The 24,023-nt window shown below is 51.4% G+C and carries 19 protein-coding genes; 17 read left to right on the plus strand and 2 right to left on the minus strand.

Annotated features, from left to right (window positions below):
* Window positions 1-1,329 carry a TRZ/ATZ family hydrolase gene (locus AB4876_RS13965; RefSeq protein ID WP_368382395.1) on the minus strand — a complete coding sequence of 443 codons (1,329 nt, stop codon included), beginning with the start codon at window positions 1,327-1,329 and terminating at the stop codon, window positions 1-3.
* A 272-nt stretch (window positions 1,330-1,601) separates the two neighbouring features.
* On the opposite strand from AB4876_RS13965, the gene gyrA reads away from it, so the two are divergent.
* From gyrA to AB4876_RS14035, 14 genes are all read left to right on the plus strand, one after another.
* Entirely contained in the window at window positions 1,602-4,244 is a 2,643-nt protein-coding gene (gene gyrA, locus AB4876_RS13970) for a DNA gyrase subunit A (protein WP_368382396.1), read from the plus strand.
* A gap of 92 nt (window positions 4,245-4,336) precedes the next feature.
* On the plus strand, window positions 4,337-5,416 hold the full coding sequence (serC, locus tag AB4876_RS13975) for a 3-phosphoserine/phosphohydroxythreonine transaminase (protein ID WP_368382397.1): 1,080 nt from the start codon (window positions 4,337-4,339) through the stop codon (window positions 5,414-5,416).
* 4 nt (window positions 5,417-5,420) lie between these two features.
* Entirely contained in the window at window positions 5,421-6,566 is a 1,146-nt protein-coding gene (gene pheA / locus AB4876_RS13980) for a prephenate dehydratase (RefSeq protein WP_368382398.1), read from the plus strand.
* Window positions 6,567-6,616: 50 nt separating this feature from the next.
* Window positions 6,617-7,720, plus strand: coding sequence for a histidinol-phosphate transaminase (gene hisC, locus AB4876_RS13985; RefSeq protein ID WP_368382399.1), 1,104 nt, complete (start codon window positions 6,617-6,619; stop codon window positions 7,718-7,720).
* Window positions 7,713-8,621, plus strand: coding sequence for a prephenate dehydrogenase/arogenate dehydrogenase family protein (locus AB4876_RS13990; protein ID WP_368382400.1), 909 nt, complete (start codon window positions 7,713-7,715; stop codon window positions 8,619-8,621). The genes hisC and AB4876_RS13990 overlap by 8 nt, the downstream gene beginning before the upstream one ends.
* 25 nt (window positions 8,622-8,646) lie before the next feature.
* Window positions 8,647-9,963 (plus strand): 3-phosphoshikimate 1-carboxyvinyltransferase, encoded by a 1,317-nt coding sequence (aroA, locus tag AB4876_RS13995; RefSeq protein ID WP_368382401.1) that lies wholly within the window; start codon window positions 8,647-8,649, stop codon window positions 9,961-9,963.
* Window positions 9,960-10,652, plus strand: a complete 693-nt coding sequence (gene cmk / locus AB4876_RS14000; RefSeq protein ID WP_368382402.1) for a (d)CMP kinase — start codon at window positions 9,960-9,962, stop codon at window positions 10,650-10,652. Before aroA ends, cmk begins: the two co-directional genes overlap by 4 nt.
* A 134-nt stretch (window positions 10,653-10,786) precedes the next feature.
* Entirely contained in the window at window positions 10,787-12,469 is a 1,683-nt protein-coding gene (rpsA, locus tag AB4876_RS14005) for a 30S ribosomal protein S1 (RefSeq protein WP_368382403.1), read from the plus strand.
* A 110-nt stretch (window positions 12,470-12,579) separates the two neighbouring features.
* Window positions 12,580-12,876: an integration host factor subunit beta gene (gene ihfB, locus AB4876_RS14010; RefSeq protein ID WP_301029012.1), complete on the plus strand. Its 297-nt coding sequence runs from the start codon at window positions 12,580-12,582 to the stop codon at window positions 12,874-12,876.
* Window positions 12,877-12,957: 81 nt separating this feature from the next.
* Window positions 12,958-13,254, plus strand: a complete 297-nt coding sequence (locus AB4876_RS14015) for a LapA family protein (RefSeq protein ID WP_368382404.1) — start codon at window positions 12,958-12,960, stop codon at window positions 13,252-13,254.
* Window positions 13,255-13,260: 6 nt separating this feature from the next.
* Window positions 13,261-14,454 carry a tetratricopeptide repeat protein gene (locus AB4876_RS14020; RefSeq protein WP_368382405.1) on the plus strand — a complete coding sequence of 398 codons (1,194 nt, stop codon included), beginning with the start codon at window positions 13,261-13,263 and terminating at the stop codon, window positions 14,452-14,454.
* A gap of 9 nt (window positions 14,455-14,463) precedes the next feature.
* Window positions 14,464-15,174: an orotidine-5'-phosphate decarboxylase gene (gene pyrF, locus AB4876_RS14025; protein WP_368382406.1), complete on the plus strand. Its 711-nt coding sequence runs from the start codon at window positions 14,464-14,466 to the stop codon at window positions 15,172-15,174.
* A 48-nt stretch (window positions 15,175-15,222) separates the two neighbouring features.
* Window positions 15,223-16,188 (plus strand): DHH family phosphoesterase, encoded by a 966-nt coding sequence (locus tag AB4876_RS14030; protein WP_368382407.1) that lies wholly within the window; start codon window positions 15,223-15,225, stop codon window positions 16,186-16,188.
* Between the two features lie 4 nt (window positions 16,189-16,192).
* Window positions 16,193-17,968: an SLC13 family permease gene (locus AB4876_RS14035; RefSeq protein WP_368382408.1), complete on the plus strand. Its 1,776-nt coding sequence runs from the start codon at window positions 16,193-16,195 to the stop codon at window positions 17,966-17,968.
* 23 nt (window positions 17,969-17,991) lie between these two features.
* Here AB4876_RS14035 and AB4876_RS14040 read toward each other — a convergent pair whose 3' ends face one another.
* Window positions 17,992-18,348 carry a hypothetical protein gene (locus AB4876_RS14040; protein WP_368382409.1) on the minus strand — a complete coding sequence of 119 codons (357 nt, stop codon included), beginning with the start codon at window positions 18,346-18,348 and terminating at the stop codon, window positions 17,992-17,994.
* Between the two features lie 444 nt (window positions 18,349-18,792).
* On the opposite strand from AB4876_RS14040, the gene AB4876_RS14045 reads away from it, so the two are divergent.
* The 3 genes from AB4876_RS14045 to AB4876_RS14055 all read left to right on the plus strand — a co-directional run bounded on the left by AB4876_RS14045 (window position 18,793) and on the right by AB4876_RS14055 (window position 23,994).
* The gene (locus AB4876_RS14045) at window positions 18,793-21,672 is read left to right on the plus strand and encodes an SNF2-related protein (RefSeq protein WP_368382410.1); all 2,880 of its coding nucleotides are present in this window, start codon (window positions 18,793-18,795) and stop codon (window positions 21,670-21,672) included.
* 195 nt (window positions 21,673-21,867) lie between these two features.
* Window positions 21,868-23,436: a Fic family protein gene (locus AB4876_RS14050; RefSeq protein WP_368382411.1), complete on the plus strand. Its 1,569-nt coding sequence runs from the start codon at window positions 21,868-21,870 to the stop codon at window positions 23,434-23,436.
* Between the two features lie 75 nt (window positions 23,437-23,511).
* A complete protein-coding gene (locus tag AB4876_RS14055; protein ID WP_368382412.1) occupies window positions 23,512-23,994 on the plus strand; it encodes a hypothetical protein in 483 nt (160 codons plus the stop codon).
* Window positions 23,995-24,023: the final 29 nt, after the last annotated feature.

A 24,023-nucleotide genomic window follows, 5' to 3' on the forward strand; every position in this document is an offset into this window, starting at 1 on the left:
TTATTCTCCGCTAATTTTTTTGCGCCAGAGCTCGGCACGGGCAATGATGTCCCGGCTGTCTAGCGTGGTCAGTTCGCCATTATCCAGCACCTTGCGGCCCATGATCCAGCTATAGCGAACTCGGTGGCTGATATTAGTGTAAGCAATTTGCGATACGGGGCTGTATATAGGCTGTTGTTCTAGTGCCGATAGATCAATGGCGATAATGTCGGCTTGCTTACCTACTTCTAGGCTGCCGACCAAGTGGTCGATACCTAATGCTTTGGCGCCGTTCAACGTTGCCATTTCTAGCGCGTAGCTGTCGGGCAGGGCGCTGGCGTCACCGGCTACGGCTTTGCCGAGTAGGGCAGCGGTGCGCATCTCGCCAAATAGATCCAGATCGTTATTGCTGGCGGCGCCGTCGGTGCCAATGGCGACATTAATGCCCGCCTTGCGCATTTTTTCAACAGGTGAAAAGCCGCTGGCCAATTTTAAATTGGATTCAGGGCAGTGCACTGCGTGACAGCCATGACTGGCGAGGGTGGTAATATCCTCGTCGTTGAGGGCTGTTAAGTGCACGCACTGGGTTTTGGGGCCGAGTAAGCCAAGTTCCGCAAGGCGCGCGATGGGTCGTTTGCCAGTTTGCGTTACTGCGTCATCCACTTCTTGCTGGGTTTCATGGAGGTGGATTTGAATGGGGGCGTCGAGCTCGGCGGCCAGTGTGACTATTCGCTGCATGGCATCGTCGCCCACGGTATAGGGAGCGTGAGGGCCAAAGGCGATATTGATTAGTTCGCTGTGTTTGTGTTCGTCGAGCAGGGCTAAGCCTTTGCGCAGATAGTCGTCGGGGCCGCTGCCCCAGGCGCAGGGAAAGTCGAATATGGGAAAGCTGAGCTGGGCGCGAATGCCCGCCTTGCGGACCACCTCGGCGGTGGCCTCGGGGAAGAAATACATATCGCTAAACGTGGTGGTGCCGCTGCGGAGCATTTCGGCAATGGCCAGCTCGCTGCCGTCGCGCACAAAATCGGCATTTACCCATTGTCCTTCGGCGGGCCAGATGTGGTCGTTAAGCCAGGTGTGCAGGGCTTTGTCGTCGGCCATCCCGCGAAACAACGTCATGGCGGCGTGGCCGTGGGCATTGATTAGCCCCGGCATTACCGCGTGGTGTTTGAGTTGGAGGGTTTTGGTGGCGGTAATCGACTGCGCCTCGGCGGCGGGCAGAATGGCGCTAATTTTACCGTTGCTAATGGCAATGGCGTAATTGGCCAAGGGGGCTGAGCTGGGGGCAATTGGGATGATCCAGCGGGCAAAAATCAGGGTGTCGGCGCGATTGATAATGGGGGCGGGCATAGGGCTGTCCGGATCCTGTTGAGCAAAGTCGCAAGTATACCCGCAAAGTGCGCGGCTGTGGGCTGATTTGTGGCGATAGCATATTGATTTGCGGCGATTTTGAACTGTCTACGAGCGTTGGAATTATGCTATCATTGCCCTTTTATTTTCTGCTTCGAGCTGTTGCGTCGCTTGCGGTGATGGCGTCAGTACTGGCTTAAATACCGGATGCGGCCGATTTCTCAGCGCCAATGCTGCGAAGCGAGTATCCATAATAAGGAATTACCCCGTTCATGGCTGATATAGCTAAAGAGATTTTGCCGGTCAATATTGAGGATGAGCTAAAGCAGTCCTACCTCGATTATGCAATGAGCGTAATTGTGGGTCGTGCACTGCCCGACGTCCGGGATGGTTTGAAACCGGTTCACCGCCGGGTGCTGTTCGCGATGAGCGAACTTAATAACGACTGGAATAAGGGCTATAAGAAGTCGGCCCGTGTTGTTGGTGATGTTATTGGTAAATACCATCCCCATGGCGATTCTGCTGTTTACGACACCATCGTTCGGATGGCGCAGCCCTTCTCGCTGCGCTATATGCTGGTCGACGGCCAAGGTAACTTTGGTTCGATCGACGGTGATAATGCAGCGGCGATGCGATACACCGAAATTCGCATGCGCAAAATTGCCCATGAAATCCTCGCCGATCTCGACAAGGAGACCGTGGATTGGGTGCCTAACTACGATGGCACCGAGCAAATTCCAGAGGTAATGCCAACTAAGATTCCTGCGCTGCTGATTAACGGCTCATCAGGTATTGCGGTGGGCATGGCGACCAATATTCCGCCCCACAACTTAACGGAAGTGATTAATGGTTGCTTGGCAACCCTTGATAACCCCGATATCACCGTTGAAGAGTTGATGGAGCATATTCCTGGCCCAGACTTTCCAACGGCCGCAATCATTAACGGCCGCGCAGGTATCGTCGAAGCTTATAAAACCGGCCGTGGCCGTATATACATCCGCGCCCGCGCCGAAGTTATTATCGATGAAAAGACTCACCGTGAAACGATTCTTATCCACGAGCTGCCGTATCAGGTAAACAAAGCGCGTTTGATTGAGAAAATCGCTGAGCTGGTTAAAGAGAAGAAAATAGAAGGCATTTCTGAGCTGCGCGATGAGTCTGATAAAGACGGTTTACGCGTGGTTATTGAGATGAAACGCGGCGAAAGCGGCGAAGTGGTCTTGAATAATCTTTACGCCCAGACCCAGCTGCAGAATGTGTTTGGTATTAATATTGTTGCGCTAGTCGACAAGCAGCCGCGCATCCTTAATTTAAAACAGCTTATTGAATACTTTATTCGTCACCGTCGCGAAGTGGTCACTCGTCGTACAGTGTACCTGCTGCGCAAGGCGCGGGAGCGCGGCCATGTATTGGAAGGTCTCGCGATTGCGATTTCCAATATCGATGAAATTATTACCACCATCAAAGCCTCGGCAACGACTCAGGAAGCAAAGGAAGCTTTGATTTCTCGGCCTTGGCAGCTGGGTGATGTTGCTGGAATGCTTGAGCGCGCTGGCGAAAATGCCTGCCGCCCAGATGATCTAGAAGACATGTACGGCATGCGTGACGGCCAGTATTTTCTGTCGCCAGTTCAGGTGCAGGCAATCCTGGATTTGCGTCTGCAAAAGCTGACCGGTCTTGAGCACGAAAAGCTGCTGGGCGAGTATCAGGAACGCTTGTTGGAAATTGCTGAATATCTGAATATTTTGGCTAATCCAGATGTGTTAATTGCGGTTATTCGCGGTGAGCTTGAGCAGGTTGTTGCCGACTATGGTGATGAGCGCCGCAGTGAGATTGTTGCGTCGCATTTGGATTTGAATCACGAAGACTTAATCCCCGAAGAAGACCGCGTTGTGACTATCTCCAATGGCGGTTACGCCAAGTCGCAGCCCTTAGACACCTACCAAGCCCAGCGTCGCGGTGGCATGGGCAAGTCGGCGACCTCGGTTAAAGACGAAGATTTTGTTGAGCATTTGTTGGTGGTGAACACTCATACCACTATTTTGTGTTTCAGCAATATTGGTAAGGTTTACTGGTTGAAGGTTTACCAAATTCCAGTCGCAGGCCGCAACTCCCGGGGCCGACCAATGGTGAATTTATTGCCATTGGGTGAAGACGAGCGAATTACCTCAATACTGCCGGTGAATGAATACACCGAAGGCTACTTTATCTTTATGGCCACCGGTTTGGGTACTGTTAAAAAGACCCCGCTAGAGGCCTTTTCACGCCAGCGTAGCGTCGGTTTGCGCGCAATAGAACTGGACGAGGGCGATGTGCTAATCGGCACCGCAATCACCAATGGCGAGAACGATATTCTGCTATTGACCAGCGCCGGAAAAGCGGCGCGTTTTGCTGAGCAAGACGTGCGCGCCATGGGCCGTACCGCGCGCGGTGTGCGTGGTATTCGGATGGACGAAGGTCAGCGCGCTATCGCCATGATTATTCCCCAAGAGGGCGGCTGCGTACTGACTGTGTCTGAAAATGGCTACGGTAAGCGTACTTTGGTTGAAGACTTCCCTGCGAAGGGGCGCGGTAACCGTGGTGTTATCGCCATGGCCATGAGTGAGCGCAATGGCCCGTTGGTTGGTGCCGTGCAAGTCTTTGAAGGCGACGATCTGATGCTGATCAGTGATCAGGGCACCTTGGTGCGTACCCGCACCGATGAAGTGTCGATTCTGAGTCGTAATACCCAAGGTGTTCGAGTTATTCGTCTTAAAGAAGACGAGCATTTGGTCGGCGTGCAACGGGTAGACGAAGAGGACGAAGCATTGCCATTGGATGAAGACGGCGAGCCAATTGTTGCGAGCGAAGCGGATGTGATTGCCGCTGAGCCAGATGATAGCGCCGCTGACGATGCGCCTGCGGTTGACGAGTAAGCTGTTTATTCGCAAATTTTTTAGCTAAGTAAAGGCGGCGGGCTTAACGCTCTGCCGCTATTTAATTTTTAATCTTTGGAGTGGCAACGTAAATGGCACGTCGTTTTAATTTTTGTGCAGGCCCAGCTTCTATTCCTGAAGCCGTATTAACTGAAGCCGCCGAGCAAATGCTGGATTGGCAAGGGCGCGGTTTGTCAGTGATGGAAATGAGCCACCGCTCCGATGAGATGGTTGGTATCGCCAATGAGGCTGAGGCGGATCTGCGCGAGTTGATGGGGATTTCCGACGACTACGCCGTGCTGTTCTTGCAAGGCGGCGCTAGCAGCCAATTTTCTGCCGTGCCTTTAAATCTGATGGGTGAAGGCAAGGTTGTTGACTATGTGAATACTGGTGAGTGGTCTAAAAAGGCTATTAAAGAAGCCAAGCGCTATGCCAAAGTGAATGTGGTCGCCAGTTCAGAAGACACTAACTTCACCACAATTCCTGCTTTTGATAGCTGGAAGCTGAGCGAAGATGCGGCGTATTTGCATTACACGCCAAATGAAACGATTGGCGGTTTGGAGTTTTTCTGGACACCAGAAAGCAAGGTGCCCTTAGTCGCCGATATGTCGTCGACTATTTTGTCGCGTCCGGTGGATGTGAATAAATTTGGCTTGATCTACGCCGGGGCCCAGAAAAACATCGGCCCTGCCGGTTTGACCATCGTTATTGTGCGCAAAGATCTGTTGGGTAAAGCCAACGCGATGACGCCAACGATGATGGATTACAAGACGGCTGCCGATAATGACTCTATGTACAATACTCCGCCAACCTTGGCGTGGTATTTGGCGGGCTTGGTATTTAAATGGCTGAAGGCCCAAGGTGGGCTGGAAGCGATGGAAGTGCTTAACCGCCGCAAAGCAGAAAAACTGTATAGCTATATTGATGCCAGCGGTTTTTACAGCAACCCCGTTGAAGTGGCGAGCCGCTCGCTGATGAATATTCCCTTTGTTTTGGCAGACGCAAGCTTGGACAAAGCTTTCCTTGCCGGTGCTGAAGAAGCGGGACTGCTGAATTTGAAAGGCCACCGCTCTGTGGGTGGTATGCGCGCCAGTGTTTACAATGCGGTACCAGAAGAAGCAGTAGATGCATTAATCGCTTACATGAAAACCTTCGCCGAGCAGAACAGCTAAGACTATGAGTGAAAGCAAAACGTCGCCAGTAGATCTCAATACCCTGCGTCAGGATATCGATAGTATCGATACCCAGATACACGAGTTATTGAATAGACGCGCCCGCTGTGCCCAGCAAGTGGCTGAAGTTAAGTTGGCTGAATTCGCGGCGGCCCAGCAGTTTGAGTCCAGTGGCGACAGCAATAGCTCCCAGCAATTATTGTTTTATCGTCCAGAGCGTGAGGCTCAGGTCTTAGAGCGGGTGAAGGCGGCCAATAAGGGCCCCTTGGCTGACGACACTGTCGCGTTTATCTTTCGCGAAATTATGTCGGCGTGTTTGGCGCTGGAAAAGCCGATGGAAGTGGCTTATCTCGGCCCCGGCGGCACCTTTACCCAAGCGGCGGCATTGAAGCACTTTGGTCACGCAGTAATCAGTCTGCCCCTGGCGTCCATTGATGGTGTGTTTGCTAAGGTGGAGTCTGGGCAGTGTCACTACGGTGTGGTGCCAGTAGAGAACTCTACCGAGGGAATGGTTTCTCACACCTTAGATGCTTTTATTAATTCGTCTTTGAAAATTTGCGGTGAAGTTGAGCTGCGTATTCGCTTGCATCTTTTGGTCAGCGCTAAAACTGCAGGTAAAGAAATCAAACGGATCTGCGCTCATCAGCAAGCCTTGGCGCAAAGTCGGCGCTGGTTAGATGCCAATTTTCCAGGTGTTGAGCGCTCGGCAGTGAGTAGTAATGGCGAAGCCGCGAGAATTGCGGCAGAGGAGGAGGGCGTCGCTGCGATTGCTGGGGATTTGGCCGAAACCCAATACGGCTTGCAGCGCTTGGCGGGTAATATCGAAGATCAGCCCGACAATACCACCCGCTTTCTCATTATTGGTCGCGAGAATGTTTCGCCAAGCGGCCATGATAAAACGTCCTTGGTGGTTTCTGCTCGCAATCGTCCAGGCGCTTTGTTTAAATTGCTTGAGCCATTCCAAAAAGCCGATGTGATGCTGACCCGTATTGATACGCGGCCCTCGCGAAGTGAAACCTGGACCTATGTGTTCTTTATCGAATTTGAAGGTCATCGCGAAGACCCCAAAATTATCGATATTCTCAATACCATTGAGCAGCACTCCATTATGTTTAAAGTCTTGGGTTCTTACCCTAAGGCGGCACTTTAGTTATGTGTTTGACCTTAGCCCTTAGCCCTAATGCGGAAGGTAGCTGAATAGTGAGTTGCGATGTGTTTGCGCTGGCCAATGCTGGTGTGCGTGGTTTACAGCCCTACCAGCCTGGCAAGCCGATTGAGGAATTGCAGCGCGAGCTAGGCCTGAGTGATGTGGTCAAGCTGGCGAGTAATGAAAATCCGCTAGGCCCGTCGCCACTGGCTTTGGCCGCAGCTGAGCGTGCATTAAAACATTTGCATTTATACCCCGATGCCAGCGGTTTTGAGCTTAAGAAAAAATTGGCAGCAAAATTAGGTGTGACTGAGCTGCAATTTACTCTCGGCAATGGTTCGAATGATGTGCTTGACCTTGTTGCGCGCACGTTTCTCGGGCCAGGCTGCTCAGCCGTTTTTTCCCAGCACGCTTTTATTGTGTACCCCATCGCCGTGCAGGCGGTGGGTGCCCGTGCGATAGTAACGCCTGCGAAAAACTGGGGTCACGACCTTGATGCCATGGCGGCGGCAATTGAAGCTGATACTCGTGTGGTGTTTATTGCCAACCCTAATAACCCCACTGGCAATTACTTAAATCGCAAAGAATTGTCAGCGTTTCTCGCCAAAGTTCCAGACCATGTGATGGTGGTGCTTGATGAGGCTTATATTGAATTTGCCGGCGCCGATGACTTTCCGGATGGCCTCGATTTTTTAAAGACCTACCCCAATATTATTGTTACTCGCACTTTTTCTAAGGCCTATGGCCTAGCTGGTTTGCGTATTGGCTATGGTATAAGCACCCCTGAAACCGCCGATTTACTAAACCGTGTGCGAGCGCCTTTTAACGTCAGTGTTCCCGCCTTAGCGGCAGCGCTAGCGGTGCTTGACGACGACGATTATTTGCAGCGCAGCCAGCAGGTCAATCGCGACGGTATGCAGCAGCTATGTCAGGGTTTGGATACGCTAGGTCTGGCTTATATTCCCTCGTTGGGTAATTTTGTCGCTATTGAGTTGGCTGGTGATGCGATGCCGGTTTATCAAGCGCTGTTACGTGAAGGCGTCATTGTGCGGCCGGTTGGCGTGTATCAAATGCCCAAACACTTGCGGGTGTCGATTGGCCTTAAACACGAAAATCAGCGCTTTCTTGCTGCGCTGGAAAAGGTGTTGAGTGCCTAAGTTTTATATCAATAAACTCGCCATTATCGGTCTTGGACTGATGGGTGGCTCACTGGCTCGTGCACTAAAAGCGCAGGGTGAGGTAGGTGAGGTGGTTGCCACGGGACGCCGCGCAGCCTCCTTAGAAAGAGGTTTAGCGCTGGGTGTGATCGACGCGTGGACTCTTGATATGAAAGAGGCTGTCGCTAATGCCGATGTGGTGGTCATTGCCACGCCGACCTTGATTGCTGAAAAAGTACTGGCTGAGCTGGCACCGTTAATGACGCCGTCGATGGTTGTCACCGATGTTGCCAGTGTAAAAGGCAATATGCTGCGCGCTGCCGAACGGGTGTTTGGTGAAGTGCCTGCAAATTTTGTGATGGGTCACCCCATTGCCGGTTCCGAACAGAGTGGTGTAGAAGCTGCCACCGCCGATTTGTTTTTAGATCACCGTGTGATTCTGACGCCTTTAGCCACGACTGCCGAAGCTGCAACAGCGCTGATACAGACCATGTGGGAAGCTTGCGGCGCCGAAGTAGTGTGCATGGATGTGGCTGAGCACGATTCGGTGCTGGCGGCGACAAGTCATTTGCCTCATGTGCTAGCGTATACACTGGTTGATGCCCTCGCTCAGAATGGTTCTGCCGCGGATATTTTCCGTTTTGCCGCCGGTGGCTTCCGTGACTTTACTCGTATTGCCTCGAGTGACCCGACGATGTGGCACGATATTGCCCTTGCCAATCAGGACGCGATATTACAGGGTATCGATGATTTCAGTGCCCATTTAGACAAAGTGCGCGCGGCCATTGCCAGCGGCGACGGTGACAGTCTTTACGCGACCTTTGATCGTGCTAAGCGCGCTCGTGACGAACACTTTCTAGGGCAGTATCTCAGTCGGCAAAAGAAATCGCCCTCATCTTAATTAGCTTATTAAAGAGACTCTAATCGTGGAATTCCTATTGCAGCCCGGTGGTCAGATGCGCGGTACAGCCCGTGTTCCCGGCGATAAATCTATTTCCCACCGCTCCATTATGCTCGGCGCCATTGCTGACGGCACCACCACCGTTGATGGTTTTCTTGAAGGTGAAGATGCGCTGTCGACGCTGAAAGCCTTTCAGGCCATGGGTGTGCAAATCGACGGCCCAGAAAATGGCCGGGTAGTGATTCACGGCGTTGGTCGCGATGGATTGAAAGCGCCTGCTGGGGATTTATATGTGGGTAATTCCGGCACCTCGATGCGCCTGCTGGCGGGTTTGCTGGCGGGTCAGAATTTTGATGTCACCATGACTGGCGACGTATCGCTGAGTAAGCGGCCTATGGAGCGGGTAGCCGCGCCGCTGCGTGCAATGGGCGCGGTGGTTGAAACCGGTGAAGGTGGACGTCCACCCTTAACCTTACGCGGCGGTAGTAAATTACAGGGTATTGATTACGTGCTGCCTATGGCCAGTGCTCAGGTCAAATCCTGCGTGTTGCTGGCTGGCTTGTACGCGGAAGGTCAAACCCGCACCACTGAACCAGCGCCCACTCGAGATCACAGCGAGCGCATGTTGCGTGGTTTTGGCTACGACGTTCAGGTCGCAGGCCCCGTGGCCACGCTTGGGGGTGGCGGTCGTTTGTCAGCGGTGCATATTGATGTGCCTGCAGATATCTCTTCGGCGGCCTTCTTTATGGTGGCGGCGAGTATTTGCCCCAATGCCGATTTAACCCTTGAACACGTTGGCATTAACCCCACCCGCGTTGGTGTCATCAATATTCTTCGCGCTATGGGTGGTGATATCACCGTCTTTAACGAACGCGAAGTGGGTGGCGAGCCAGTGGCAGATATTCGTATTCGCCATGCCAAGCTTAAGGGTATCAATATTCCTGAAGATCAGGTGCCTTTAGCAATTGATGAATTTCCCGTGCTGTTTGTGGCAGCCGCTTGCGCGGAAGGCCGCACGGTACTGACCGGCGCCGAAGAGTTACGGGTTAAAGAGAGCGATCGAATTCAGGTAATGGCAGACGGTCTGCAGGCCATGGGTATTTCGGCTGTACCGACTGAAGACGGTATTGTGATTGAAGGCGGTCAAATCACCGGTGCAACAGTTAATAGCCACCACGATCACCGTATTGCCATGTCCTTTGCGGTGGCCTCGCTGCGCGCGACTGAAACAATTCGGATACAGGATTGTGATAATGTCGCGACCTCCTTTCCTAATTTCGTTGAATTGGCTGCTGGCTTAGGCATGCAAATTCAACAGCTGGACGCTGAGAAAGCCTCATGAGTGATTTAGTGGTTCCTGTTATCGCTATCGACGGCCCCAGCGGCTCAGGTAAAGGTACCTTGTGCCAAACTTTGGCGCGCCATTTTGGCTGGCACTTATTAGACAGCGGCGCCTTGTACCGTTTGACGGGTATGGCTGCCGATCGCCACGGCGTAGCGCTGGACGATGAGCTGGCAGTGGCAGAGTTGGCGAAAAATTTAGATGTGCAGTTTGTTCCTGGTGAATCAGGCGAGCCTACCTCAGTTTTGCTGGAAGGCGACGATGTGAGCGGCGAGCTGCGCACCGAAAAAACTGGTTTGTTAGCTTCGAAAGTGGCGGTTTTGGGCGCCGTGCGCAGCGCTTTATTGCAGCGTCAGCGGGATTTTGCGCAGGCACCGGGCTTGGTGGCCGACGGTCGCGACATGGGTACCGTGGTGTTTACCGACGCGCCCCTCAAGATATTTTTAACCGCCAGCGCTGAGGAACGCGCGCAGCGGCGCTACAAGCAGTTGAAATCAAAGGGCGATGATGTTAATCTCGCGACCCTTTTAGGGGAGATTCAGGCTCGAGATAAGCGAGATTCTGAGCGCGAACTGGCTCCCTTAAAGCCCGCAGCAGACGCGATACAGCTTGATAGCAGCGGTTTAGGTATAGAAGAAGTGTTCGAACGGGTGTTGGCAGAAGCCAAGATTCGTCTGCTTGGCTTGTAAAAGTCGGCTAAAAACCGTCGCAAACAGCGCAAATACCAGCTGGCGTTGTTTTGGGGCAATATGAATTGACCCGTGTAAGCTGGATACACGGCGATACGGTGGCGTTGCCACTATTAATACTCAGGTAATGACTAATGAGCGAGAGCTTTGCTGATCTATTTGAAGAAAGTTTAAAAACCATTGATATGAAACCCGGTTCAATCGTGACCGGCGTTGTTATTGATATCGACAGTGATTGGGTTACCGTTCACGCTGGACTGAAATCTGAGGGTGTTATTCCTCGTGAGCAGTTTCTGAGCGAAAGCGGTGAGTTCATTCTGGCGATCGGCGACGAAGTTCAAGTTGCTCTAGAGTCTGTAGAAGACGGCTTTGGTGAAACTAAACTGTCACGTGAAAAAGCCAAGCGCGCTGAAGCATGGACTACCCTTGAAGCGGCCTATGAAGCTGAAGAAACCGTTATCGGTATCATCAACGGCAAGGTTAAAGGTGGTTTTACTGTCGACATCAACAGCATCCGTGCCTTCCTGCCCGGTTCCTTGGTTGACGTTCGTCCGGTTCGCGATACTGCGCACCTCGAAGGCAAAGAACTCGAATTCAAAGTCATTAAACTGGACCAGAAACGCAACAACGTTGTTGTTTCTCGTCGCGCCGTTCTTGAGAGCGTAAACAGCGAAGAGCGCGAAGCGCTGCTCGAATCTCTGCAAGAAGGTATGGTTGTTAAAGGCATCGTTAAGAACTTGACCGACTACGGCGCATTCGTAGATCTGGGCGGTATTGACGGTCTGTTGCACATCACCGATATGGCTTGGAAGCGTATTAAGCACCCAAGCGAGATCGTGAATGTTGGCGACGAAATTGACGTTCGTATTCTTAAATTCGACCGTGAGCGCAACCGCGTTTCATTGGGTCTGAAGCAGCTTGGCGAAGATCCATGGGTGGCTATCAAAGGCCGTTACCCAGAGAATTCACGCGTTAAAGCCAAGGTTACTAATCTGACTGACTACGGCTGCTTCGCTGAAATCGAAGAAGGCGTTGAAGGTTTGGTTCACGTTTCAGAAATGGATTGGACCAACAAAAACATTCACCCCTCTAAAGTGGTTAATGTTGGCGACGAAGTAGAAGTAATGATCTTGGATATCGACGAAGAGCGTCGTCGTATTTCTCTTGGTATCAAACAGTGCCAGCAGAACCCATGGGATGCTTTCGGTGGCCAGTTCACTAAAGGCGACAAGATCAAGGGCGCTATCAAGTCGATCACTGACTTCGGTATCTTCATTGGTCTAGACGGCAACATCGACGGTCTGGTTCACTTGTCAGACATTTCTTGGAACGAAACTGGCGAAGAAGCCGTGCGTAAGTTCAAGAAAGGCGACGAGATCGAGACGGTAATCCTGTCTATCGATCCTGAGCGCGAGCGTATCTCTTTGGGCATTAAGCAGCTTGAAGACGACCCGTTCTCTAACTATGTTGCTGAAAATGACAAAGGCGCCATTGTAAATGGTGTTGTTAAAGAAGTAGATGCTAAAGCCGCTATCATCGTGTTGAGCGAAGAAGTGGAAGGCGTACTGAAAGCTTCAGAAATCAGCCGTGATAAAGTTGAAGATGCGCGTAACGTCCTGAAAGTGGGCGAGACCGTTGAAGTTAAGATTATCAGTGTTGACCGCAAGAACCGCGCAATGACCTTGTCTATTAAAGCCAAGGACGTTGACGACGAGAAAGAAGCAGTTAAGTCACTGCGTGAGAAAGACACCGAAACGGCTGCTCCGGCAACCACTATTGGTGACTTGATCAAAGCGCAGATGGAAAACAAAGACTAAGGTCTGCGTCTGTTACGCACACTTATCTCGATAAGTGTGCGTAACTATCTGGCTTATATGCAAAAAAATGCTAAGCTAGGCTTGAATGTTGGTAGCAACGGGAACAAGCAATGACCAAGTCCGAGTTAATAGAGCTGATCGCAGAGCACCAGCCCCAGTTGTCTCACAAGGACATAGAGCTGGCGGTAAAGACCATGATTGAGCATATGTCTCAGGTTTTGGCGACGGGCGATCGCATTGAAATACGCGGTTTTGGTAGTTTTTCGCTGCATTATCGGGAGCCCCGCATGGGGAGGAATCCTAAAACCGGTGATACAGTGGAGCTGCCTGGTAAATATGTTCCTCATTTCAAACCTGGTAAAGAATTGCGTGAGCGGGTAAATCTGAGTATTCAATCAGGCTCTTAGGGGCGGTATCTGCTAGCGTTATTTTTTAAGAAACGGTATGGTCTTTGACTATATCGTTTTTTTTTGTGTGGATAAAACTTGATGCGTCTAATCAGTTCAATATTGGTAATTGTGTTGTTGCTCGTGGTGTTGGGCTTGGGGCTGCTTTTTACCCTAGAAAACGATGTGCTTGTGCCGCTTAATGTCCTGGTGACTGAGCTGCCGGCGCAGCGCCTGTCTACCTGGATTATTCTTGCCTTCTTCTGTGGTGGCATATGTGGATTACTTGCCGCATCGATTGCCATTCTGCGCTTGCAAGCGTCTCGTTTAAGCCTGCGTCGTCAACTTGCTGCTAAGCCAAGCAAGGGCTTGGTGGAGAGTCGCGGCACGGGTGTTTGAGTTTAAATGAGCAATGAACTCCTGCAGTTTGTGCTTTTTCTGGTCGCAGTGTCGGCGGGGTGGTTAGCTGGCTATTGGTATCGTCCCCGCACGGAAAACAAGGACGCTGACGCTAGTAGTTCCTACTATAAGGGCCTTAATTACTTGCTGAGCGAGCAGCCTGATGCTGCGGTGATGACGGTTATTAACGAGCTGCCTGTTAATTTAGAAACCCTGCCCACCCATTTGGCGCTCGGTAATTTGATGCGTACTAAGGGTGAGGTCGACGGTGCGATCCGCATCCATCAAAACTTGTTGTCGCGGCCTAGTTTGCCTAGGGGCAAGCTTCATCAGGTCCATCTTGAGTTGGCCCGAGATTATATCTCCGCAGGGGTGCTCGACCGTGCGGAGCGCTTATTAAAAGATGTTGTCGACGAATCTGAGGTTTTGCGCGGTGACGCCCTTGAGCATTTGCAGCATATCTATCAAAGCGAGCGTGAGTGGGAGCAGGCTATTGCGGTTGCGCTGCGACGATTACCGCCCCGCAATTGGCTGAAAAAAGCGCCGGCTGGCCGTGGTGATCGCCGTATAGAGTGTGCACTGAGCCATTTCTATTGTGAAAAAGCCCAGAAATTTCTGGCCGAGCATAATTTTAAGGACGCCAATACTGTGCTGCAAAGCGCTCGCCAGTATGATCGCGACAACGTTCGCGCTTATATGCTGTCGGCCACAATTGCGCTTAAACAGCACAAGCCGGAGCTCGCCTTAGATTTGTTGCATACCGTGGTTGATCGGCAGGCGGTCTTTAGTTCCGAAGTGCTGCCGCTGTTTCGCGAGGCTTTTGATAGCTTTGGTGGGCGTGAGGCTTATTTAGATGCTTTACAGCGAATTGCTAAAATGACTGAAAGCTCAGCTTTTTTTATTGAGGCAGCGGAATTAATGCGCGCCAAGGGTGACGCTAATTCAGCGCTTCAATATCTGTTGACGGCAACCCGCCAGCGCCCGACATTGGGCTTGGTGAGTACTGTTCTTGATCAGCCTGAAGCTGGGACGGGGCCTGCACTGGAATTAGTGCATGACATAGTGCTTAAATTACGCGCTGAACGGCCATCCTACCGGTGTCGGCAATGCGGATTTTCTGGCCGAAAATTGCACTGGTTGTGTCCCAGTTGTGAGCAGTGGGGTACCATAACGCCCATTCGAGGCACCCAGGGTGATTAAACAACTACGATGACGCCAACAACACCGCTTTCCCCCGTTATTATCGCTTTAGATTTTGCTGTGCGAGCCGAGCTTGATGCTTTGGTAGATCAATTGGATCCCAGTCAGTGCCGCCTCAAGGTCGGTAAGGAGCTTTTTACCTTATATGGTCCTGAGGTTGTGAAAAGCCTCCAGCAGCGTGGCTTTGAGATTTTTCTCGATTTAAAATTTCATGATATTCCAAATACCACGGCAGCTGCAGTTGCCGCCGCAGCCGAACTCGGCGTGTGGATGGTCAATGTACACGCCAGCGGCGGTGCAAAAATGATGTCTGCCGCTAAAAGCGCCTTGTTGGTCTATGGCAAAGATGCGCCGCTGTTAATCGCGGTCACCGTTTTGACCTCTATGCACAGCGACGATTTGGCTGCGATTGGCGTGGCAGGTAATGCGCAGAGCCAAGTTGCGCGGCTCGCGGCTTTGACCGCTGATTGTGGTTTAGACGGTGTGGTGTGCTCCGCGCAGGAAACCCCAATACTGCGGGCTCAGAGTTCAGATGACTTTTTGCTGGTTACGCCAGGTATACGCCCTGCGGGTAGCGATCTTGGTGATCAGCAGCGGGTAGCTACACCACTAGAGGCCATGACCATGGGTAGTAACTATTTAGTAATAGGTCGCCCCGTTACACGAAGTGCAGATCCTTTGGCGGCCCTAAAAATTATTAATCAATCATTGGGCTATTGAGTGACATAAGCTCAGTTAAGTAGCCGTTTTAACGATAAGGAAGTTAATGTGAATTATATTGATGTGTTTAATGGTGATGCCGATGGTTTGTGTTCGCTGGTGCAATTGCGCAATGCTAAGCCTGTAGAGAGTCGTCTGGTTACCGGCGTAAAGCGCGATATTAATTTATTAGATCAAGTGACCGCAGCTGAGGGCGATCAGCTCACAGTGTTGGATGTGTCTCTGGATAAAAACCGTGTTGGTTTGGAAGCCGCGTTAGCGGCTGGCGCCGAGGTGACGTATGTCGATCATCATTTTGCTGGTGACATTCCCCAGCACCCCAATTTAACTGCACATATTAATACCGCGTCGGACGTCTGCACCAGTTTGCTAGTAAACGGTATTTTAAAAGGCCAGTTTGCGGAGTGGGCGGTGGTTGGCGCCTTTGGTGATAATTTGCGCAATAGCGCGCTAGCTGTGGCCAAACCCCTAAACCTCAGTGCGGCAGAATTAGAGAAGCTTGAGAGCTTGGGGATCTATCTTAATTACAACGGCTATGGCGCCAGTATCGAAGACCTGCACTTTGATCCAGAGGCGCTTTACCGGAATATCGCGCCTTTCGCCAGTCCGCGCGCTTTTATGGCAGAAGCGAAAGACACTTTTTCGCAGCTTGAAGAAGGCTATAAGAACGATATGCGCGCGGCCAGTGAGCTGCCAGCCGCCCACAGCGACAACGCTACAGCGGTATTTATACTGCCGGATGAGCGCTGGGCGCGCCGCGTGAGTGGTGTGTATAGCAACGACCTAGCGAATGACAGTCCTGATCGCGCTCACGCCGTGCTCACTGAGAAGCAAGACGGCAATTACTTGGTTAGTATCCGTGCGCCCCTAAATAACAAGCGTGGTGCCGATGAATTTTGCCGTCAGTTCCCCTCTGGTGGTGGCCGCGCAGCAGCGGCGGGCATTAACGATTTGCCAATGACCAGCCTTGCCAATTTTATAGATCGCTTCCAACAATTTTACGGAAACATGTAATTTAATGATGTTTACCGTTGATGCGTGGATTGCCCTAGCCGTTATTGCGGGCTGTTTATTGGCTTTGATTTTTAGCCGTAGACCGCCGGATATGATTCTGTGTGGCGGCGTAGTGGTATTGCTGGTACTTGGCGTGTTAACGCCAAAGGAGGCGCTGGCAGGTATGTCTAACGAGGGTATGGTTACGGTAGGCGTGCTGTTTATTGTTGCGCAAGCCCTCTCGGAAACCGGCGTGGTGAGCTGGATTTCACACAGTATGTTGGGGCGGCCGAAATCGGCGCGAATCGCTCAGTTACGCTTAATGACGCCGGTAGCTGTTTTCAGCAGTATTCTCAATAACACGCCGGTTGTGGCGATGATGATTCCCGCAGTGCGTGACTGGGCAAAACGCAATAATTTACCGGTTTCCCAGTTGATGATCCCTCTGAGTTACGCAGCCATTGTCGGTGGTACCTGCACATTAATCGGCACCAGCACCAATTTGGTGGTTAACGGCATGCTGTTGCACTCGGTACCTGAGCAGGCGCTAGGCATGTTTGATTTGGCCTGGGTAGGCTTGCCCTGTATTGTCTTGGTCATCGGCTTTACGATCTTAAGCAGCCGATTTCTGCTCCCTTCTAATCGAGGAAAGGCGGAGCGTTTTGGTGATACTCGGCAATATATTGTCGAGATGATGGTGGAAGATACGAGTCCAATGATCGGCCAGTCCATAGAAGAAGCGGGATTGCGGCAGTTGCCGGCGATGTTCCTTATCGAGATTGTGCGCGATGAGCGCTTAATGACGGTCGTATCCCCTAAAGAAATACTGATGGCAGGTGACCGCTTAATTTTTGCAGGCGATGTCCGTTCAGTGGTGGATCTTAAGAACTTTCATGGCCTGCGTTTAGCTGAGGATCAAGCATTTAAATTAGGTTCGAATAATTTATCACGCTGCTTGGCCGAGGTGGTGATATCACCGAACTTTCCCCATTTGGGGCGTATGGTTCGCGACATGAAGTTCAGGAACAATTACGGGGCGGCGATAATCGCCATTTCTCGTAATGGCGAACAATTAAAGGGTCGGATAGGTGATGTTGAGTTAGAGCCCGGCGATACTCTGCTGCTGGAGGCCTATGAGGATTTTGTTCCGAACCAGCGTTATTCACGAGACTTTCTGTTGGTGAGCGAAATTGAAAATTCTCGGCCTGTGCGTCACGAGCATCGATTGCGCGCAGGTGTCATCATGCTTGCGATGGTGGTCGTTGTTGCGGCGGGGTGGTTGTCGATGCTCAAGGCTGCATTCCTTGCTGCGGGATTGATGGTGGCGACACGCTGTATTCGCGCAGCTGATGCACGTCGAAGTGTGGATTGGCAAATTTTGCTGGTTATAGCTGCCTCTATTGCGCTGGGGGGCTCTCTTGAGTCTACAGGCGCGGCTTCGATTATTGCTGGAGAGATAATTGGCGTGGCTGCGGGCTCGCCGATGGCTACCTTGGTTGCTATCTTTGTGGTGACGACCTTGTTCTCGGCAGTGATTTCGAATTTAGCGGCAGCAGTTATTGTATTTCCTATCGCCTTGGCCGCAAGTCAGCAGCTTGAGGTCAGTATGCTGCCCTTTGCTGTCACTCTGATGATGGCGGCGTCAGCGAGCTTTGCGACCCCCATTGGCTATCAAACCAATCTTATGGTCTACGGCCCTGGTGATTATCGCTTTAGTGATTTCTTTAAAATTGGTATACCGCTCACAGTTTTGGTTGGCATCACGACAATAGTCATTGTGCCTTTGGTGTGGCCGTTTTAAAAATGGCCACACCAAAGCAGTGCTTAGTCGCAGCGCCGTTCAGCGAGTTGCATGACCCGGTTGTGCAAGCGCAGCGCGGCTTGGTCGGCAATTACGATGGTGGTGTGCTGTAAGGCAAAGCCATTCTGGGTTAAAAACTCACAAACACCTTTCGCATAACTTTTTGCATTCGTTTCGTCTTTGTTTACGGCAATTAGCAAAGCATCGTGTCGAACCCACATTGCGTCTACAGGATTCTTATTTGCTGCACTTTCAATGGCTCGCTCTATTTTTTTGTGGGCGTTACTGAAGTCTTTAGATTGGGCGTGCAGGGCACTGCTGCCAAGTAATGCGCAGCAACCGATGGAAAAGGTGAGGGCCTGTACTTTTACAGCGAGCATCAAAAAGGTCTCGTAATTGGAGAAATCAATTCACCCGATGAGTATAGCGCAGTCTTTGTAGGGTGCGGCTTGATTGGGGGGCGAGTTAAGGAATTTTTCGCAATAAAAAAGGGCTTATGTTTGCGCATAAGCCCTTTTAAATTTGGCTCCGCCTGCTGGGCTCGAACCAGCGACCCAATGATTAACAGCCTGACTAAGTTGATCTGCACGAGTGAGAATAGCTTTATTTTCAATGAGTTGCAATGAGTGTGGATGAGGCGGTTTTTGGGTGTTTTAGTTACTAAGTGTGCTCAGAGTGTGCTCGTGCACAGTCCTTCTGGCAGCCTCTAGGGTATGGCTTGAAGTGGCTGTAGTTGTCAGTGGCGGTTATTTAGCTATAGTGTGTGACCATGCTCTGATTTCCATTCAGGCACTATGTTATGCGATTGCCCCAAGGATGAGTTGATGCAAATAACGGATTATCACGCCAAGTACTTCGCCTATGACCTAACTCGCCAACGGCGGGGTGATGCTGTTGACCGTATTGGTCAATCGCTGTTTGATGCCTCCGTCGATCTAAATCCACACCAAATAGACGCTGCCTTGTTCGCATTGCAGAACCCGCTTGTTAAGGGCGTGGTGCTTGCAGATGAAGTTGGTTTGGGTAAAACCATTGAGGCCGCGTTGGTCTTGGCGCAATACTGGGCTGAACGCCGTCGTCGTCTTATTGTTGTTTGCCCGGCGGCGCTCCGTAAACAGTGGGCCAATGAGCTATCCGAAAAATTCCATCTTCAGTCACAAGTACTCGATGATAAAACATGGAAGATGCTGCGCAAGGAGGGCGTGGCTGATCCATTCAATCAGCAGCTGGTTACGATAGTGTCGTATAACTTCGCGACACGCATGGCCGACAAGTTACGCACTATTCCGTGGGATTTGGTGGTCTTTGACGAGGCCCACAAGCTGCGCAATGCTCATCGGGAGAACCATCGCACTGGGCAGGCGATGAGACAGGCCTTTGGCAGCACACGCAAATTGCTACTGACTGCTACGCCACTACAGAACTCACTGATGGAGTTGTATGGTTTATCCACGGTAATAGATGAACAGCTCTTTGGCGATGCTACTAGCTTTCGGCGCCAATACATGCGCGGTGGTGAAGATATAGAGGGCTTGCGGGAACGGATCAAAGAGTTCACTAAGCGCACCTTGCGACGGCAGGTGCTGGAATATATCCGCTATACCGAACGCCGTGCCTTGACCATTCCGTTTACGCCTTCAGATGACGAACAGCGGCTGTATCACTTGGTTTCTGGGTACTTACAGCGTGAGGGAAGCTACGGTGTTCCCCGACAACAACGCCACCTAGTGACTCTCGTAGTCCGGAAGTTACTTGCGTCCTCAACCAGCGCAATTATCAATACCCTTGAAACCATGATTAAGCGCCTGAAAACGCTAGAGCAGGAGCAAGATGCTGACGACAACTGGCTTGAGGATCTAATCAGTGATGACGACCTTGAAGACGAAGTGTTTGAAGAGGTGGGGGATGCCGCGCCTGAATACGAGGCAGAGCCAGAGGGTGTTGCGACAGCGCCTATAGTACTCGACAAGCTGCGCAGTGAAATTGCTGAGCTTGAGCAATACCTAGAGTTAGCCCTTCGTATTACAGAAGACGTCAAATCAGCCGCCTTGCTCTCTGCTTTGGAGCAGGGCTTTGAGCACATGAGTAAGATGGGGGCGGAGCGTAAAGCAGTCATCTTTACGGAGAGTCGACGAACACAGATCTATCTGCGCCAGTATCTTGAAGCTCGTGGCTTTCTCAGTAAGACGGTTAGCTTTAGTGGCAGCAATAACGATGCGGCATCTACAGCGATATACCAGCGCTGGCTATTAGCCAATGCTGACTCAGATCAAGTCACCGGCAGTCCGGCAGTTGACCGCCGTACAGCGTTGATTGATTACTTCAGGGAAGACGCCGAGATCCTCATTGCAACGGAGGCCGCGGCCGAAGGTGTGAACCTGCAGTTCTGTAGCTTGGTTATCAACTACGACTTGCCATGGAACCCTCAGCGTATAGAACAGCGCATAGGTCGCTGTCATCGTTACGGCCAGCGCTTTGATGTTGTTGTCATTAACTTCTTGAATAAGCGCAATGATGCTGATCGCCGGGTGCTCGAATTACTCACCGAGAAGTTTCATTTATTCGATGGCTTGTTCGGAGCCTCGGACGAAGTGCTTGGTCGGATTGAGTCCGGTGTAGACTTTGAAAAGCGTATTGCCAGTATCTACAACAGCTGTCGTAGTTTAGAAGAAATCGAACAAGCCTTTGATGCCCTGCAAAAGGAACTCGAAGCTAGCATTCAGCAGAAGATGCACGAGACCCAAGAGAAGTTGTTGGAGCACTTCGATAGTCAAATCCATGACCTGCTAAAGGTGCAGCATCAGCGTGCTGAACAGCAGCTGGATCGGATAGGTAGACTGTTCTGGCGCTTAACTCGACATCAGCTGGTCGACGTGGCGAGCTTTGACGATGACCGTTTGCGATTTGAATTACCGGCGCCGCCACTTAAGAGCGTAGCCGGTGGTAGCTATGCGCTTATCCAGAAGGGTAAGCCAGTACCGGAGCATTGCCACCTTTATCGTTTAAGCCATCCTCTTGGCGAGTACGTGCTGGACACCGGTCGCCGGTTGGTAACACCGGTACGAGAGCTGCGTTTCCATCTCAGCGAGCATAAAACAAAAATGTCGGCACTCGAAGGTTATGTAGGCAAGTCTGGTTGGCTAGAGTTAAACCAGCTTGAGCTAGACAGCTTTCAGCGTGAAGAGCACCTCGTGTTTACGGCGGTTACAGATGAACATGTTCTTGTTGATCAGGAGCTGTGTGAACAACTCTTTCAGCTTGAAGCCAGTAGCACTGAACTTGAAAGCGTTGACGCTACAGTGACACTGGACTACTTAGCGGATACCGCCAAGCGTCAGCTCGATGCCAGTTTGAGTCGCGCACTTGATGAGAATGGTGAGTACTTTCAGCGTGAGCGTGACAAGCTTGATGCATGGGCCGCCGACCAGCTACTAAGCGTTGAGGGCAAGCTAGAGGATACTCGGGCTAAGCTGAAGGAAACCAAGCGCCAAGCTCGACTTGCCAGTACGGTTGAGGCGCAAAAGGTCGCGCAAGAAAGTATCAAACAATTGGAGCGACAGCAGCGCCGTGAGCGTCAGCAGATCTTTGATGCAGAAGACGAGATCGAAGCCCGCCGGGACAGCTTAATCGATGCCCTAGAGCAGCAAATGCACAGGCAGAGTTCTAGCCACCAGCTATTTAGAATTCGCTGGCGGGTGGTTTAGCAATAATAAGGGGCGCGAGACTTCCGAAAAACGTGCGCAGCGCGCATAATCTCGTCGGCATTTTGGAAGATCTTCTGAAAAACGATTGCAAGACGCCTTCTTGCGGACGAAAATCGGATAATAAATATTTTTGCGGCAATATTTCAGAATCTGCGGACGCGCTTCAGATAAAAGGGTGGGGTTCATACACACGCAATGAGAACGCTTGTAGGTTACAGCTGGCTAATTGAGCACTATGCACTGCCGGTTATCGATCATTGGCAGCAGTGCTATATCGACAGTGCTACGCGTGGCCGGAAAGAGCAAGATCTCGGCACCCACAATGTCCAGCTCTTTGAGGGCCGTTACCAGCCAGAAGAGAGTTTGGTCGGGCATCTGCAATTCGCCCTGCGTTACGAGGGCTTGAATTTACAGTTACTCGCGCTGCTATTCGAGCAGGTCGATCCACAGCCACTTATTCACTGGATTAGTGATAGTCCAAATTCTGTCTATGCCCGGCGAGCTTGCTTTCTATATGAATGGCTCCGCCGAGAACAGCTATCGATCGAGCAACCAGTTCCTTCAAAAGCCAGCTATGTTGACGTAGTAGATACCGCGCAGCAGTTCGGCTCTGGCGTTGCCCAGCGAGACACACGTTACCGGGTAATGAACAATCTACTTGGCACTCCGGACTTTTGCCCAACGGTGCGTAGAACCGACTTCCTGACCGCCATGGTTCAAAAGGACTTGCGGCAGCGCACCAGAGAAACCCTTGAGCGCTACGACAAAGATCTCTTGCGGCGAGCAGCGGCATTCTTGTATCTGAAGGAAACTCAGTCTTCCTTTGAGGTGGAGCGCGAGAAGCCTTCGGCAGATAGAACGCAGCGCTTTGCAGACTTGCTGCGAGATGCTGATACTAGTCAGGCATTAACGGAAGACCGCCTTGTCGAATTACAACAGGCGGTTCTTGATCCACGGTTTCACGAGTTTACATGGCGCCACCAACAGAACTGGGTAGGTAGAGATCTAGGTTATCGCCAGCAGGTTGATTTCGTGCCGCCGCGGCCAGAAGACGTACCCGCTTTAATGACTGGTTTGCAAGACACCGCGGCGCGAGCGCGGCTATTGAACATGGTGCAGGGTGAGGTTGGAAGCGCGGTGTTATCGCCTGCTGATCATGAAACCATGAAACTAAAGTGTGACCCCGTTGTTTATGCCGCCACTGTCGCTTTTGGCTTTGTGTTTATTCACCCCTTTATGGACGGCAACGGTCGAATCCACCGCTACCTGATTCACGAGGTGTTGGCGAACGCGGAGTTTACCCCCAAAGGCATCGTGCTGCCGGTGTCGGCGGTCATTCTCGCTAACCTCGATAAATACATTGAGGTGCTGGAGGCGTTTTCTAAACGAGTTCGAGCGCGCACCCAATACTCGCCAGATTCACCAGAGCTAGCAGCTACGGGCAATGATGCGGTGTACTTCCGTTACTTCGATGCGACTGAGCAAGCCGAGTTCTTGTATGAAGCTCTTGAGCGAACAGTAGAGCAGGACTTACAGCACGAGATCGATTTTTTACTTGGCTTCGATCAAGCATGCCAGACGCTTAATCAGCTTCTCGATTGGCCTGATCACAGCCTAGAGCTATTTGTAAGAGTCGTACACCAGAATGGCGGTCAGTTATCCAAGACCAAGCAGCATAGCCACTTTAGTTGGATGACCGACGCCGAGGTGGCTGAAGCTGAGGCGATGGTTCGTAATGCGTTTAACTTAGACTCAGCGTCATAGCTCTGACATTTACCACCAATATTAATAACGGCGATAGCAAGGCTGCCATCACCAATAGAAACAACAGGACACAGCATGAGCAACAACACACAAGAACTTAAAGCCGCACAACGTCGCGACAAGTTTGCCGGGCTGCTGCGAGAGATGTTTCAGCTCGATCAGCCAGAGTTGGACTTTGGGCTTTACCGGATCATGCATGCACGCAAGGACGCCATTAACCGCTTCATTGAACAAGATCTGCCGAACATCGCCAGAGAAGCCTTTAGCGAGTTTGCGAGCTTAGATAAAACGCAGTTAGAGCAGGCGCTGGAACAAGCCAAAAAGGGTGCTGCTGATGCAGGCTTTAACCCGGACGAGTCACCGAAGGTTAAAGCGATTCAGGCGCAGCTCAAAGACAACTTCGACTTAGCTCGGGAAGAGGGCGAAGTCTACGATGCGCTGGTGACCTTCTTCAGTCGTTACTACAGCGGCGTTTTTCAAGGTAGTTGTCGCCTCAGATTGATTTATGCCGCCTTGTTTTTCTCGTCCACGACCGCTGGCTTTTCCGGGTTAAGATAAACGTCTTTTATCGGTTCCCAGTTTCTAAT

It is taken from the genome of Zhongshania guokunii, assembly GCF_040892635.1.
In the GTDB taxonomy this organism is placed as follows: Bacteria; Pseudomonadota; Gammaproteobacteria; order Pseudomonadales; family Spongiibacteraceae; genus Spongiibacter; species Spongiibacter guokunii.

What these genes read in the sequence shown, in the direction of transcription:
- pheA (WP_368382398.1), top strand. Translation starts at nt 5,421, where the DNA reads ATGAGTGAAAGCAAAACGTCGCCAGTAGATCTCAATACCCTGCGTCAG.
- AB4876_RS14050 (WP_368382411.1), top strand. Translation starts at nt 21,868, where the DNA reads ATGAGAACGCTTGTAGGTTACAGCTGGCTAATTGAGCACTATGCACTG.
- AB4876_RS13965 (WP_368382395.1), bottom strand. Translation starts at nt 1,329, where the DNA reads ATGCCCGCCCCCATTATCAATCGCGCCGACACCCTGATTTTTGCCCGC.
- ihfB (WP_301029012.1), top strand. Translation starts at nt 12,580, where the DNA reads ATGACCAAGTCCGAGTTAATAGAGCTGATCGCAGAGCACCAGCCCCAG.
- AB4876_RS14040 (WP_368382409.1), bottom strand. Translation starts at nt 18,348, where the DNA reads ATGCTCGCTGTAAAAGTACAGGCCCTCACCTTTTCCATCGGTTGCTGC.
- pyrF (WP_368382406.1), top strand. Translation starts at nt 14,464, where the DNA reads ATGACGCCAACAACACCGCTTTCCCCCGTTATTATCGCTTTAGATTTT.
- AB4876_RS14015 (WP_368382404.1), top strand. Translation starts at nt 12,958, where the DNA reads ATGCGTCTAATCAGTTCAATATTGGTAATTGTGTTGTTGCTCGTGGTG.
- AB4876_RS14055 (WP_368382412.1), top strand. Translation starts at nt 23,512, where the DNA reads ATGAGCAACAACACACAAGAACTTAAAGCCGCACAACGTCGCGACAAG.
- serC (WP_368382397.1), top strand. Translation starts at nt 4,337, where the DNA reads ATGGCACGTCGTTTTAATTTTTGTGCAGGCCCAGCTTCTATTCCTGAA.
- AB4876_RS14020 (WP_368382405.1), top strand. Translation starts at nt 13,261, where the DNA reads ATGAGCAATGAACTCCTGCAGTTTGTGCTTTTTCTGGTCGCAGTGTCG.
- rpsA (WP_368382403.1), top strand. Translation starts at nt 10,787, where the DNA reads ATGAGCGAGAGCTTTGCTGATCTATTTGAAGAAAGTTTAAAAACCATT.
- gyrA (WP_368382396.1), top strand. Translation starts at nt 1,602, where the DNA reads ATGGCTGATATAGCTAAAGAGATTTTGCCGGTCAATATTGAGGATGAG.
- AB4876_RS14045 (WP_368382410.1), top strand. Translation starts at nt 18,793, where the DNA reads ATGCAAATAACGGATTATCACGCCAAGTACTTCGCCTATGACCTAACT.
- cmk (WP_368382402.1), top strand. Translation starts at nt 9,960, where the DNA reads ATGAGTGATTTAGTGGTTCCTGTTATCGCTATCGACGGCCCCAGCGGC.
- AB4876_RS14035 (WP_368382408.1), top strand. Translation starts at nt 16,193, where the DNA reads ATGATGTTTACCGTTGATGCGTGGATTGCCCTAGCCGTTATTGCGGGC.